At 70.0% G+C, this 13,381-nt stretch carries 15 protein-coding genes; 5 read left to right on the top strand and 10 right to left on the bottom strand.

All coding sequences use genetic code 11. The annotated features are described in order from the left end of the window. Window positions 1-9 precede the first annotated feature (9 nt). Genes scpB through D5S08_RS02695 form a run of 7 tightly spaced genes read right to left on the bottom strand, consistent with a single transcriptional unit; the run spans window position 10 to window position 5,998 of the window. Window positions 10-609, bottom strand: coding sequence for an SMC-Scp complex subunit ScpB (gene scpB / locus D5S08_RS02665; RefSeq protein ID WP_121115208.1), 600 nt, complete (start codon window positions 607-609; stop codon window positions 10-12). Further along, the gene (locus tag D5S08_RS02670; RefSeq protein WP_121115210.1) at window positions 606-1,376 is read right to left on the bottom strand and encodes a segregation and condensation protein A; all 771 of its coding nucleotides are present in this window, start codon (window positions 1,374-1,376) and stop codon (window positions 606-608) included. Before D5S08_RS02670 ends, scpB begins: the two co-directional genes overlap by 4 nt. Further along, on the bottom strand, window positions 1,373-2,383 hold the full coding sequence (gene nagZ, locus D5S08_RS02675) for a beta-N-acetylhexosaminidase (protein WP_121115484.1): 1,011 nt from the start codon (window positions 2,381-2,383) through the stop codon (window positions 1,373-1,375). Before nagZ ends, D5S08_RS02670 begins: the two co-directional genes overlap by 4 nt. Further along, window positions 2,380-2,925, bottom strand: a complete 546-nt coding sequence (locus D5S08_RS02680) for a cytochrome b (RefSeq protein WP_121115212.1) — start codon at window positions 2,923-2,925, stop codon at window positions 2,380-2,382. The genes nagZ and D5S08_RS02680 overlap by 4 nt, the downstream gene beginning before the upstream one ends. A gap of 12 nt (window positions 2,926-2,937) precedes the next feature. Further along, window positions 2,938-3,549: an SPOR domain-containing protein gene (locus tag D5S08_RS02685; protein WP_121115214.1), complete on the bottom strand. Its 612-nt coding sequence runs from the start codon at window positions 3,547-3,549 to the stop codon at window positions 2,938-2,940. A 4-nt stretch (window positions 3,550-3,553) separates the two neighbouring features. After that, window positions 3,554-5,296 carry an arginine--tRNA ligase gene (argS, locus tag D5S08_RS02690; protein WP_121115216.1) on the bottom strand — a complete coding sequence of 581 codons (1,743 nt, stop codon included), beginning with the start codon at window positions 5,294-5,296 and terminating at the stop codon, window positions 3,554-3,556. A gap of 51 nt (window positions 5,297-5,347) precedes the next feature. After that, a complete protein-coding gene (locus D5S08_RS02695; protein WP_121115218.1) occupies window positions 5,348-5,998 on the bottom strand; it encodes a hypothetical protein in 651 nt (216 codons plus the stop codon). Between the two features lie 78 nt (window positions 5,999-6,076). On the opposite strand from D5S08_RS02695, the gene ispH reads away from it, so the two are divergent. From ispH to rnhA, 3 genes are read left to right on the top strand one after another with little or no spacing between them, the layout of a single operon-like run. Then, on the top strand, window positions 6,077-7,054 hold the full coding sequence (gene ispH, locus D5S08_RS02700; RefSeq protein ID WP_121115220.1) for a 4-hydroxy-3-methylbut-2-enyl diphosphate reductase: 978 nt from the start codon (window positions 6,077-6,079) through the stop codon (window positions 7,052-7,054). 19 nt (window positions 7,055-7,073) lie between these two features. Further along, window positions 7,074-8,024: a homoserine kinase gene (thrB, locus tag D5S08_RS02705; RefSeq protein ID WP_121115222.1), complete on the top strand. Its 951-nt coding sequence runs from the start codon at window positions 7,074-7,076 to the stop codon at window positions 8,022-8,024. Continuing rightward, on the top strand, window positions 8,021-8,464 hold the full coding sequence (rnhA, locus tag D5S08_RS02710) for a ribonuclease HI (protein ID WP_121115224.1): 444 nt from the start codon (window positions 8,021-8,023) through the stop codon (window positions 8,462-8,464). Before thrB ends, rnhA begins: the two co-directional genes overlap by 4 nt. 10 nt (window positions 8,465-8,474) lie before the next feature. On the opposite strand, the gene D5S08_RS02715 is transcribed toward rnhA, so the two are convergent. From D5S08_RS02715 to D5S08_RS02730, 3 genes are all read right to left on the bottom strand, one after another. After that, entirely contained in the window at window positions 8,475-8,975 is a 501-nt protein-coding gene (locus D5S08_RS02715) for a hypothetical protein (protein ID WP_121115226.1), read from the bottom strand. A 698-nt stretch (window positions 8,976-9,673) separates the two neighbouring features. After that, complete coding sequence (locus tag D5S08_RS02725; RefSeq protein ID WP_277750399.1) at window positions 9,674-10,780, bottom strand: NAD(P)/FAD-dependent oxidoreductase; 1,107 nt, start codon at window positions 10,778-10,780, stop codon at window positions 9,674-9,676. Then, a complete protein-coding gene (locus D5S08_RS02730) occupies window positions 10,777-11,727 on the bottom strand; it encodes an alpha/beta fold hydrolase (protein ID WP_121115490.1) in 951 nt (316 codons plus the stop codon). The genes D5S08_RS02725 and D5S08_RS02730 overlap by 4 nt, the downstream gene beginning before the upstream one ends. A gap of 53 nt (window positions 11,728-11,780) precedes the next feature. On the opposite strand from D5S08_RS02730, the gene D5S08_RS02735 reads away from it, so the two are divergent. Next, window positions 11,781-12,245 carry an A24 family peptidase gene (locus D5S08_RS02735; protein WP_121115228.1) on the top strand — a complete coding sequence of 155 codons (465 nt, stop codon included), beginning with the start codon at window positions 11,781-11,783 and terminating at the stop codon, window positions 12,243-12,245. A gap of 90 nt (window positions 12,246-12,335) precedes the next feature. Further along, entirely contained in the window at window positions 12,336-13,340 is a 1,005-nt protein-coding gene (gene cpaB / locus D5S08_RS02740; protein WP_121115230.1) for a Flp pilus assembly protein CpaB, read from the top strand. Window positions 13,341-13,381 lie beyond the last annotated feature (41 nt).

Genomic DNA, 13,381 nt, shown 5'->3' on the forward strand with positions numbered 1-13,381 from the left:
TCATCCGGTCTAGGCGCTTTCCCCGCCCTTTTCCAGCGCCCCCTCATCAACCGGGTCCGCGCCTTGCACCAGCGCCTCGAACGCCTCGTCGACCGGGTCGAGCAGGCCGGCGGCACGCAACTCGTCGATTCCCGGCAGGTCGCGCCGGCTGGCGAGGCCGAACTGGTTGAGGAAATCGGGCGTGGTGGCATAGATCACCGGCCGCCCCGGCACGTCCCGCCGCCCGACCACGCGCACCCAGCCTGCTTCCAGCAGCACGTCCAGCGTGCCCTTGGCCGTCTGCACGCCGCGGATCGCCTCGATCTGCGCGCGGCTGACCGGTTCGTGATAGGCGATGATCGCCAGCACCTCCGTCGCCGCGCGGCTGAGCCGGCGGGGCTGTTCGCGCGTCCGGCGCAGCAGGTGGGCGAGATCGGGCGCGGTCTGGAACTGCCAGCGTCCGCCGCGCTCCACCAGATGCACGCCGCGATCCGCATAATGATCGGCCAGCATGCGCAAGGCGGGCAGGACGGCGGCGCCGTTCAGGATGGCGGAAAGCTGGTCGGCGGTGAGCGGTCCCTCCGAAGCGAACAGCGCGGCTTCGACCGCGCGGGTCAGATCGTCGCTCATGCCACCCGGCGCAGATGCAGCGGCCCGAACGTCACGTCCTGCCGCAGATGGGCACGGCCCTGTTTGGCCAGTTCCAGCGCCGCCACGAAGCTGCTGGCAAGGGCCGAGCGGCGCAGGCGCGGTTCGGTCCAGTCACCATCGCGCGCCGGCAGGAACTCGCGCAGTTCCATCCAGTCGAGCGTGATGCCCAGCAGGGCGGAGACCCGCTCCAGCGCCGAATCGAGCGTCATCACCGGCCGTTCGCGCACCATGTGCACCACCGGCTGCGTGCGAAGCTGCACCTGACCGTAGGACGACACCAGCCCGAACCAGTCGCATTGCCAGCGCGTGCGCCGATCCAGCCGCAGCCCTTCGGGCGCGCCGCGCGCGAACACGTCGCGGCCCAGCCGGTCGCGCGCCATCAGCCGGGCGGCCGCTTCCCGCATGGCCCCCAGCCGCTGCAGCCGCAATTGCAGGCGCAAAGCCAGCTCCTCCGGATCGGGATCGGGCTGTTCCTCGCGTGGCAGCAGCAGCGCGGATTTGAGATAGGCCAGCCAGGCGGCCATCACCAGGTAATCGGCCGCCAGCTCCAGCCGCATCCGCTCCGCCTCGATGAAGGCAAGATACTGGTCCACCAGCGCCAGGATGGAGATCTGCCGCAGATCGACCTTCTGCCGGCGCGCCAGATCGAGCAGGAGGTCCAGCGGCCCTTCCCATCCGTCCAGTTCCAGATGCAGCTTGTCCGCCTCCGCCGGCCGGGCAGGAGTGAACAGGTCGGCTTCGTTCACGCAGCGATCCGGAGCAGCGCGTCCCGACTGGCCAGCAACCCCGGCCGGTCCAGCGGTTCGGCCATGTCCGCCACGGCAAGCGCCGCGTCCAGGCGCGCGAGGCGGGCTTCGTCCATGGGGGGCAGCAGCTCGGCCATGCCGATCATGTCGTCCATCCTGGCCCAGCAATTGAGCGCCAGGTCGCAGCCGGCGCGATGGGCGGCCAGCGCCCGTTCGGGCACGGAACCGGACAGCGCCTGCATGTCGAGATCGTCGCTCAGCAACAGGCCGGCAAAGCCGATCGCCTCGCGGATGATCGTCTGCACCACGAAGGGGGACAGCGTGCCCGGCACGGCATCGTCCCACGCGGTGTAGCGGACATGCGCGGTCATGCCGATGCGGGCACGGGTCGCCAGCGTGCGGAAGGGGGCGAGGTCCAGCTCCAGCTCCGCCGCATTTGCGGTGACGGTGGGCAGTTCCTTGTGGCTGTCCGCCCCGGCGCGGCCATGACCCGGCATGTGCTTGATGCAACCGGCGACCCCGGCGGCGGCGAGCCCGTCGAGCACAGCGCGTCCCAGAGCGGCAACCTGCAGCGGATCCGTGCCCAGCGCCCGATCGCCGATCACGTCATGCGCGCCCGGCTGGCGCACATCGAGCAGCGGGGTGTAGTCGACCGTGATGCCGGCCTCCGCCAAGTCGAGGCCGAGCAGCGCACCGTTGCAGCGGGCCGCCTCGATCGCGCTGGACGGGGCGACCTGCCACAGATCGGCAAAGGCCTGCCCCGTCGGGTAGGCGTCCCAGACTGGCGGCTTCATACGGGCCACGCGGCCGCCTTCCTGGTCGATCGAGATCAGCAGCCGGTCGCGCCCGTGCAGTCCGCGCAGATCGTCCGTCAGGGCGCGCAGCTGCTGGCGATCCGACACATTTCGACCGAACAGGATATAGCCGGCCGGCTCCGCGTCGCGAAAGAAGGCACGTTCCTCGGCCGACAGGGTCAGGCCGGCGGGGCTGAAGATGGCGGGGGTCACCGCCCGCGCCACATGCGGGATAGTGTGCCGTCGCGGCGGACCAGCCCATGCCACAGCGCGAAGGCGACATGGCCGACCACCAGCGATGCCAGCACCCAGCCGAACGTGCCGTGCAGCAGATTGCCGGCGGCGGTGAGCGCCGGAACCTCGGGCGTGCCCTCCGGCAGCCACTGGATGCCGTAGAGCCGCACGCCGCTGCCGCGGCCGGCCGCGCGCAACAGGGCCAGCGTCGGCACGACGACCATTAGCGCGTAAAGCGCCAGATGGCCGGCTGTGGCAGCCCGCGCCTGCAGCGGCGATCCTTCGTGCGGCGGACGGTTGCGATAGTTCGCCAGCGCCCATGTGCCGCGCAGCAGCACCAGCCACCACAAGGTGAAGCCGATCTGGAAATGCAGCGGCCACACCGTCTTCGCCGCCGCGCTCTCACCCGCCAGCAGGTGCAGCGCAGCGGTGGTCAGTTGCAGCACGAGCAGCAGCGCCATGGACCAGTGCAGCGTGCGGCTGACGATGCCGTATCCTTGAGCGCTATCTCGCAGTCGCATCACCCATCCTCCTCAGCGCTTGACCTGGCAGTCGCCGCCTTCGCGCCGCAGGGCGCCGCATAATGCGCGCGCCTCGGGTGCCGAGCCGGCGACCACCTGCAGCCACCAGATGACCCCGTTGTCCACGCGCCCTTCGACCACGCGATGGGAACGGCCCTGCAGGATCTGCAGCCGCGCCACCATCTGCTGCCAGCCAGCTTCGGCCGCTTCCTTTGTCGGGTAGGCGCCGATCTGCACGCCGACCAGCCCCGGTAGCGAAGCCGGCGCGGCGGGCACGCCTGTCCGTTCCACCCGCGCCTCCACGGCCCGTCCCTCCGCCACCTTGAAGCTGGTGTCGCCGGTCCCTTCCACCGTGCGGCCGCCGGGGTCGGTCGGACGCACCTTGTACGGGCCGGCGGGTGCCTCGATCAGGCTGCCATCCGCCTCCGGCGCGGCATCCCCGGGCCCGACCAGCAGCCACCATCCCGCGAGGCCCAGCGCCAGCAGCACGACCAGCGTGGCGAGGCCCGCGCGGGCGACGCGCGCGGTGTCGAGGCCGGCATCCTCGTCCTCGTCACCATCGAGCCAGGGGTGCTGCTCGTCCTCCAGCGCCAGACGCAGGGTGCCATCCTCATCGCGCGCCATCGCCTTACAGCTCCTCCACCGCCTCCACGCCCAGCAGAGCCAGGCCGTTGCGCACAACCTGCCCGATCTGCACCGCCAGGAACAGCCGTGCCTGCGTCAGGGCGGCATCTTCGGTGATGATGCGCAGCGCCGGGTCATCATTGCCCATGTTCCAGAAGGCATGGAACGCGGCGGCGAGATCATACAGGTAGAAGGCGATCCGGTGCGGCTCGCGCGCCTGCGCGGCGGCTTCCACCTCGCGCGGGAACTGCGCCGCCAGCTTCACCAGCGCCAGTTCGGGCTGGCCCAGCCGGTCCAGCGCGCCGCCATCGGGGCCCAGCCCCTGCTCCTTCGCCTTGCGCAGGGTGGAGCTGATCCGGGCATGGGCATATTGCACATAGAAGACCGGATTGTCCTTGGACGCCTCCACCACCTTGGCGAAGTCGAACTCCATCTGCGCCTCGGGCTTGCGGGTCAGCATGGTGAAGCGGACCACATCCTTGCCCACCTCCTCCACCACCTCGGCCAGGGTGACGAAATTGCCCGACCGCTTGGACATCTTCACCGGCTCGCCATCGCGCAGCAGGGCGACCATCTGCACCAGCTTGACGTCGAACGGGATCGGGCGTCCTTCGCCTTCGGCCAGCGCCTCCACGGCGGCCTTGATGCGCTTGACCGTGCCGGCATGGTCCGCGCCCCAGATGTCGATCAGCTCGTCTGCGCCTTCCGCCTTCTGCATGTGATAGGCGAGGTCGGCGCCGAAATAGGTCCAGTTGCCGTCTGACTTGCGGATCGGGCGGTCCTGATCGTCGCCAAAGCGGGTGGAGCGGAACAGCGGCAGCTCGACCGCCTCCCAGTCTTCCAGCACCTTGCCCTTGGGCGCTTCCAGCACGCCGTCGAACACCAGATCGTGCCCGCGCAGCCAGGCTTCGGCCGCGGCGGGCTTGCCGGCGCGCTGCAGCTCCGCCTCGCTGGCGAAGACGGCATGGTGGATGCCCAGCAGCGCCAGGTCGGCGCGGATCATGTCCATCATGGCCGCGACCGACCGCTCCCGGAACAGGTCGAGCCACTCGGCCTCCGGCGCGGCGGCGTAGCGGTCGCCGAACTCGGCGGCCAACGCCTGCCCCAGCGGCACCAGATAGTCGCCCGGATAGAGGCCCGCCGGGATCTCGCCGACAACCTCGCCCAGCGCCTCGCGATAGCGGACATGGGCGGAGCGGGCGAGCACCTGCACCTGCGCGCCGGCATCGTTGACGTAATATTCGCGCGTCACCTCATGCCCGCCGAATTCCAGCAGGGCGGCCAGCGCATCGCCCACCACCGCGCCGCGGCAATGGCCCATATGCATCGGACCGGTCGGGTTGGCGGAGACATATTCGATGTTCACCCGCCGCCCCGCACCCTTGGTGCTGCGGCCGTAATCGGTGCCGGCGGCGGCGATCGCCTCCAGCTCGGTGACCCAGTTGCGGTCAGCCAGGCGCAGGTTGATGAAGCCCGGCCCGGCGATCTCCGCGCCGGTCAGCAGCGGATCGCCGGACAGCTTCTCCACGATCTTTTCCGCAAGCGCGCGGGGATTGGTCTTCGCCTGCTTGGCCAGCACCATGGCGGCATTGGTGGCGAGGTCGCCATGCGCGGGGTCGCGCGGCGGTTCCAGGCTGACATTGGTGCGCGGCGTGCCCGGCGGCAGCGCGCCTTCCATCTCCAGCGCGGCAAGCGCGGCATCGATGCGGGCGGCGAAGGCGGCGTAAAGCGTGGGTGTATCGGCCATGGCGCGCGCCGTTAGCCTGTTTGCGCTTCGCCGCCTAGCGGGCGCAGGATCTTACCGCGTGGCGTTGTAGGCCAGCTGGTCCTGCGTCAGCTGGAAGCCGACCAGCACCTCGAAGGTCGCCTGCGCGACTGCGGCGCGCACTTCCGGGCGGTTCAAGGGGTCGATCGCGGCGGATTCGTCGCCGGCCTTGCGGCGTTCGGTGATCTGCCGGCGGATGTCGTCCGGCAGGGTCGCCGCGGCACGGTTCACCGTGCCGCTGGCCACGCCCTGCCCCTGCGCACGCGCCTCCCCATCGGCGAACTGCAGCACCACCGTGCCCACGCGCTTGGCCGTCACGGCGGTTCCACCGCGCACCACCGTCGAGAAATAGGGCAGCTCCACCGTCCGGGCGCCGGCCGTGTTGCGCCGCTGGGCCACCACGTCGAAGGTCGCTTCGGTATAGACCTGGTCGGACGCATCGTTGCAGCGGCTGCGCACATTGGTGATGGAAGCAGTTACGTCCAGCGCGTCGGCCGTGCGGGCATCCGCGGGCGAGAACAGGGTGATATTGCCCGTATGATCGGGCACGCCCACCGCCGGGCACACGGTGCGCAGGGCGGTGATCCCCACGCCCTGCTCGATCACCAGATCACCTTCCGATCGGCAGCCCGTCAGCGCGATGGCGGCAGCAGTAGCGGCGAACAGCGCCCGGCGAGCGATCATGCGTCACAATCCTTCTGGAACAACGAGGCGCGGCCCTAGCCCTTTCCCCTTTGGCCAGCAACCGCTACAGCCCGCGGCATGAACGCTTCCTTTCAGACCCCTGCCCCGCCCACGGCCGACAAGCTGCCGCTGGAGGTGCTGATCGCCGCCCCGCGCGGTTTCTGCGCCGGGGTCGATCGCGCCATCGAGATCGTGGAAAAGGCGATCGAGCGCTATGGCGCGCCGGTCTATGTCCGGCACGAGATCGTGCACAACAAGTTCGTGGTCGACGGGCTGAAGGCCAAGGGCGCCATCTTCGTGGAAGAGCTGGACGAGGTGCCGGTGGATGCGCCGGTGGTGTTCAGTGCGCACGGCGTGCCCAAGAGCGTGCCCGAAGAGGCGCAGCGGCGGAACATGATCTGGCTGGATGCCACCTGCCCGCTGGTCAGCAAGGTCCACCGCCAGGCGGAACGCGGCGTGAAGGACGGGCGGCACATCATCTTCATCGGGCATCGGGGCCATCCGGAGGTGATCGGCACGTTCGGCCAGGTGCCCGAAGGCCAGATGACGCTGGTGGAGACGGAAGCGGACGTCGCCGCGCTCACCCTGCCGCAGGATCAACCGCTGTCCTTCCTGACGCAGACCACGCTGTCGGTGGACGATACCGCCAAGGTGGTGGACGCGCTCAAGGCAAAGTACCCGGCCATCAAGGGGCCGCGGGCGGAGGACATCTGCTACGCCACCTCCAACCGGCAGGCATCGGTGAAGGCGATCGCGCCGTCCTGCGACCTGGTGCTGGTGATCGGTGCCCCCAATTCGTCCAATTCCGTGCGGCTGGTGGAAGTGTCGGAACGCTGCGGCACGCCGGCCAGGCTGATCCAGCGCGCGAACGAGATCGACGCCGAATGGCTGCACGGCGTGGGCACGATCGGCGTCACCGCCGGAGCCTCGGCCCCCGAACTGCTGGTGCGCGAAGTTGTCGACCAGCTGGCACAATGGCGGCAGGTGTCGGAACGGCAGGTCACGACGGCGGAGGAGACGCTGATCTTCAAGCTGCCGCGCCAGCTGACCATCTGACGGCGGGCGTCCGACCGACATGGCTGTATACACCACGCTGGCCGCGCACGAGCTGGCCGCACTGATCGCGCATTACGATGTCGGCACGCTGGTCAGCGCCAAGGGCATCGCCGAAGGGGTCAGCAATTCCAACTGGCTGATCGAGACCAGCGAAGCGCGCTTCATCCTGACCATGTACGAACAGCGCATGGACGTGGCGGAGCTGCCGTTCTTCCTGGGCCTGCTGGATCATCTGGCGGCAGAGGGCAGCCCGGTGCCGCGCACCATCCACGATCGGGATGGCGCGGCGTTCCGCATGATCGCCGGCAAGGCGGTCGCGCTGATCGAGTTCCTGCCGGGCGTGTCGGTCGACCGGCCGACACCCGCCCAGGCGCGGGCCGTGGGTGCCGCGCTGGCCGGGCTGCACCGGCATTCGGCGGAGTTCGCGGGCGACCGGGCCAACAGCCTGTCCCTGCCGCAATGGCGCGAGCTGTTCGACAGCTGCGGCGCGGACGGCCTTGCCAGCATCGACGCGGGCCTGCCCGCCATCGTGGCGGAAGAGCTGGCCTTCCTGCAGGCGAACTGGCCGCATCACCTGCCGCGCTCGGTCATCCATGCCGACCTGTTTCCCGACAATGTGCTGCTGCTGGGTGACCGGGTCAGCGGGCTGATCGACTTCTACTTCGCCTGCCGCGACCTGACGGCGTATGATCTGGCGGTGACGCACAGTGCCTGGTGCTTCGATGGGGACGGCGCCTTCCGCGCCGACATCTCCGCCGCGCTGCTGGCCGGCTATGGCCCGCTTTCGGCGGACGAGAGCGCCGCCTTGCCGGTGCTGGCCCGGGGCGCGGCCATGCGGTTCATGGCGACGCGCGCCTATGACTGGCTCAACACCCCGGCCGATGCGCTGGTGACCCGCAAGGACCCGATGGATTTCGCCCGCCGCCTCGCCTTCTACCGCCAGGCCGGCGCGGAGGCGTTCGCAGCATGAAGCAGGTCGAGATCTTCACCGATGGCGCCTGCAAGGGCAATCCCGGCCCCGGCGGCTGGGGCGCGATCCTGCGCATGGGCGAGCACGAGAAGGAACTGAGCGGAGGGGAGGCGCAGACCACCAACAACCGCATGGAACTGACCGCCGCGATCCGGGCCCTGACCGCGCTGACCCAGCCCTGCACGGTGACGCTGCACACCGACAGCAAATATGTGATCGACGGGATCACCAAGTGGATCCACGGCTGGCGCCGCAACAACTGGATCAATTCGCAGAAGAAGCCGGTGCTGAACGCCGATCTGTGGCGCGAACTCGCCACCGCCAGCGACGCGCACAAGGTCGACTGGCAATGGGTCAAGGGCCATGCCGGCCACCCGGAGAACGAACGGGCGGACCGGCTGGCGAGCAATGCGGCGGAGGCTGCGGGGCGCAAGCGGTAAGCCACAGGGGTTACACCGAACAGCGGAAGAGTTTGCGCATGTCGGGCCATGCGAAGGGGCCGTCCAGAACGTCGCCGATCATCCGGTCGAGCCCGTGGATGGCGGACAAAAGCCTTGAATCATCGGGCTTTCTCCAGATCGTGCGGGCCCGGCCGCGATACAGCGCAACATGGAACGGCCCTTTAAGCGCCAGGGTGCGCGCCTCCACCGGTGTGAACTTCCAGCGGGGCTGCTGTTTTCCCTTTATCGCAGTGTCCCATGCAGCGCGGAAGGAGCCGGCGCCGGGATGCTTGCGCAGGCGGTAGGCGGACTCGCGGGTCAGGCCGAGCAGCTGTGCGGCCTTCCGCACGCAGGCGGTCTCCGCCAGCAGGGCGATGAAGCGGGCCTGCCGCGCCGGGGTCCAGCCGTCACGGCGGGTGCGCAGCGGGACGGGCAGGAAGGCGGGCAGCTTGAGGTAAGGTGCCCACGGCTTGTGGCGGGGCCGTTTGCTGGAGTTGCGGCGGTTGCTCATGCCCACGCGCGTAGGCGGGGCGTGTGGGTGTAGGAAAATGCTTTTGGCTGGCGTGGTGCGGACGAAATCCTCCCCAGCACGGGGAGGGGGATCGCTCGCGCAGCGAGGGGTGGAGGGGCACCCCGCGATCTCTCCGAACGCTCCTGGCCAGCTCCCTGTTGAGAGGCGGCGCGTGCCCCTCCACCACCCTGCGGGTGGTCCCCCTCCCCGTGCCGGGGAGGATTGTCCGCTAACGCCCCTTAGCGGACATCAAGTCGCCCTTTCAGTAACCCGTATCTTAAGTGATCGATCATCGGGTCCCGGCAGCCACGAAAAATTGCTAAAGCCCCAAATCTTATCCTCTGGGCCGATCACCAGATCCAACCCGGATGGTGATATCTTCCAGATTGGCGCCGGTCCGTCGTGTGTATCCACAATACCGGCTACCTCGCAGTCAGTGAGGTTTGCCTGACAGATCCAAGCCTTGTGCAAGGTGTCACCTGTTGCCCCGCCAGAATACGTCCTCTCAAGCACCGCCTTTGCTCCGCCCGGCAACGGGAGTGCGGACGTTAGGCTTGCTGCGTCTATTGCGTCCCGCTTTTCGCTCGCTGGTCCACCACTACAGGCGGACACCAGCGCAACAAGAAATATCAAACACAGGGCAGACCGCATCGATCTAGGCTAGCCGCAGCGGCGTCCGCTTTCCACCCAAACCGCCCTCACCCGAACCGCGCCGGCGCATACAGCTCCGCATCCAGTCCGTCCGTCATCGCGTCCCGCGTCCGGCCCAGCAGCAGTTGCGCACCGAACCGGGCAGCGGCAGGAGCGGTCTGGATGCCGAAGCCGCCTTGTCCGGCGAACCAGAAGAAGCCCGGCACCCAGGCGTCCCAGCCATAGACCGGCCGCCGGTCCGGCGCGAAGCTGCGCAGGCCGGCCCAGCGGCGCTCCACCGCCTGCACCTGCCAGTCGACCACCTGCTCCAGCCGGTCGATGGCGAGGGCGACGTCCAGCTCCTCCGCCGCGGCGTCGCATGGGGGGCTGGGGGTCTCGTCATGCGGGCTCAGCCACAGGCGGCCGGATTCGGGCTTGAAGTAGAAGCGGCCCGCCAGATCCAGCACCAGTGGCAGGCTGGCGGGCGCGGGCGGATCGGTGCGCAGCTGCGCCACCGTGCGCCGCAGGGGTGCGATGCCGAGCGGGCGCGCGCCGGCAAGACCGGCCACCGTATCGGCCCAGGCACCGGCGGCGTTTACCACCGATCCCGCCCTGATCTCGGCGCCATCCTCCGTCCGCAGCCGCCAGCCGGTGCCTTCGCGCTCCAGCGCGGCGATGCGGGAGGCTGCGCGCAGCGTCACGCCGCCATCCCGCGCCAGCGCCAGATAGTGTGCGTGCAGCCCGGCCACATCGATGTCGGCGCAGGCGGGTTCGTGGATCGCAAGATCCCAGCCGGGCCGCAGCCCGGGGATCATCGGGGCCAGCTGGGCGCGGTCCAGCGCCCGGATCTGCACGCCCGTTCCGGCGAAGCGGTCCATGAAGGCGGCGATCTCGGCCTCGTCACCGGCACGCGCGACATAGAGCGCGCCGCGCGTGGTCAGGAAGCCGCCATCGCGCAGATAGGGGCCGGAGGCGAGCGTGAGCGGCACGATCGGCGGGCCGCCATAGCACTCCTCCCAGAACGCCGCCGAGCGCCCGGTCGTGTGGTAGCCGGGCTGGCGCTCCGCCTCGATCAGCAGCACGCTGGCGTCGGCAGCCTGCGCGGCAAGCTCCGCCGCGATGCTGGCGCCGGCCATGCCGGCCCCGATCACCGCAATGTCGCAGGTGGTCGTCACGCAGGCGTCACCCGGTCCAGGAAGCCATCGATTCCCGCCAGGGCGGGCAGGCGCACCGCATCCACCTCGCGCAGGAGCTCGTGCCGCGCCTCGGACCCGAACCAGCGCACCTCCGCCCGGGGCAGGCGTGTTGCGGCGCGGCGGATCGCGCGCGGGCTGACCAGCCGGTCCGCCGTGGTGGCGACGATGCAGCAGGGGGTGGCGACGGCTTCCAGCAGGCCGGGGCGGTTCAGCCGGTGGATGGAACGCATCGCGCCCGCCATCCAACCCCAGCTGCCCGGCCCCATCGCCAGTTCGGGCCGCTCCCCGCGCCACCACAATTCATCGGCATAGCGGTCGTCGCAATGCGTCAGCAGCGTCTGGCGCGACAGCACCTTGCCGCCCGGCTTCTCGCTGGTCTTCCACGCCGGTCGTCGCGGATCGCCGACGCGCACCATCGCTGCCGCCAGCGCCCGCTTCAACAGGCCGGGCAGCGCATCGGGGCCGATGTCGAGCATGGGCGCGCTCAGCACGCATGCGGCAGGCACCGGGTCCAGCATCCGGTCCGCCAGTGCGCGCAGCACCAGATGGCCGCCCATGGAATGGCCGGCCAGCACATGCGGGCCGGGATTGCGCGCCGTCCAGTCGCGCCAGAACGCCGCCAGATCGTCCAGCCAAGCGGCAAAATCGTTGATATGTCCGGTGGTCGCATCCAGGCCCAGCCGGCCCGATCCGCCCTGCCCGCGCCACTCCGCCGCCGCGACCTGCCAGCCCTGCCGGCGCCAGTGCTCCAGCGTTTCCAGATATTTCTCGTAGGCATCGCCGCGCCCGCACAGGAACAGCAGCGATCCGCGCGGGGCGCCGGCTGGCGGGGTCCAGTCCAGCTGGCGGATGAGGTGGCCGTCGGCGGCCCGCAAGCGGCTTTCCCGTGCGGTGGCAGGGATCCGGCGCCGGTCGAAAGCGGGCATCTCGCTGGCTCCGGTTACCATTTCGCAAGCGATCCAGCTGTAGCAGCGGCAGGGTGACGCCTCATACATCTGCGACCTATGGCCTGCTGGCCCTGTTGGCAATCGTCCTGCTGGCGGCGGCGGTGGGCGACTGGCGCCATCGGCTGATCCGCAACCGGCTGAACGCCACGATCGCGGCGGGCGCGCCGCTGTTCTGGCTGGCCATCGGGATGGAGCCATGGCCCGGCATGGCGCTGCAGCTGGGCCTGGCGCTGCTGGTGCTGGCCATCTGCGCCGCTCTGTTCGCGCTGCGCATGCTGGGCGGCGGGGATGCCAAGCTGCTGGCGGCGCTGGCGCTGTGGGTGCCGCCGCCCGCCTTTGCGGAGCTGGTGCTGGTGATGGCGCTGGCGGGGGGCGTGCTGGCTGCCGTGATGCTAATCGGCGGGCCGCGTCTGGCGGCGAACAGGCCGGCGGGCCTGCCCTACGGCATCGCGATCGCGGCCGGCGGGCTGTGGGTGCTGCCCACCCTCTCCGCATGAACCCGCTGCCACGGCGAACGGGCCGTTAACCATTCGGGGCTAATCCTGTCCGGCAGGGCCGCAGGGCGAAGAAGGGGCATCGGCAGGATCATGGACAGGAAGAAGCTGGCATTGCTGGGGGGCGCGATGATGGTGGCGATGGCCACCGCGCTTGCCGCCCGTTCGATGTTCGCCGGCGCCGCCGCGCCGCAGGCGATGGCGGTCGAGGCGCCTGTGCCGACCGGGCCCAAGGTGCTGGTGGCTCGCCGTGGCCTGCCGGTCGGCACGATCATCTCCGCCGATGCCATCAGTTATCAGCCGTGGCCGTCCGAACTGGTGCAGGACGCCTATTTCGTGGATGGCGAGGCGGAGATCGACAAGCTGCTGGGCACGGTGGTCCGCTACCCGATCACCGCGGGCGAGCCGGTGACGCAAGGGTCGCTGGTGAAGCCCGGCGATCGCGGCTTCCTGGCGGCGGCGCTGGGCGCGGGCATGCGCGCGGTGACGGTCGAGGTGTCCGCCCGCACGGGCGTCGCCGGCTTCGTGTTCCCGGGCGACCGGGTGGACATCATCCTGACGCAATCGGTCAGCGGCGAAGGCGAGCCGCTGCGCGCGACCGAGACCATCATGAACAATGTGCGCGTGCTGGCGACCGACCAGTCGGCGGAAAGCACCACGGAAGAAGGCAAGACGCTGGTGCAGACCTTCCGCACCGTGACGCTGGAGGTGACCCCGCGCATGGCGGAAAAGATCGCGGTCGCCGAGACGATCGGCACCCTTAGTTTGTCGCTGCGCTCCATCGCCGACAGCCAGGGCGAACTGGACCAGGCGCTCGCATCGGGCGAGATCGACCTGCCCCCGGGCGCCACGCCCGAGCAGGAGGAGCGGCTGCTGCGGGCGGCCATCTCCCGGCCGCAGGACGTGCGCGGATCCTTCGTCACCGGGGGCGACGTCTCGCGCTTCCAGCGCAGCTCCATGCCGCGGCAGGCGAGCACGTCCTCGAGCGCCCCAGCACCCGCGCAATCACCGGCCGGCGATGCCGCGCCTCGCCCGGCCGGCCCGTCCGTGCGGGTGACGCGCGGCCAGCAGACCAGCCTGGTGCAGGTGGCGCGATGACCGTCCTGCCGCCCTCCCTGCGCCCTGCCCCATCCCCTCGC

The sequence above is a fragment of the Croceibacterium ferulae genome, from assembly GCF_003660445.1.
Taxonomy (GTDB): domain Bacteria; phylum Pseudomonadota; class Alphaproteobacteria; order Sphingomonadales; family Sphingomonadaceae; genus Croceibacterium; species Croceibacterium ferulae.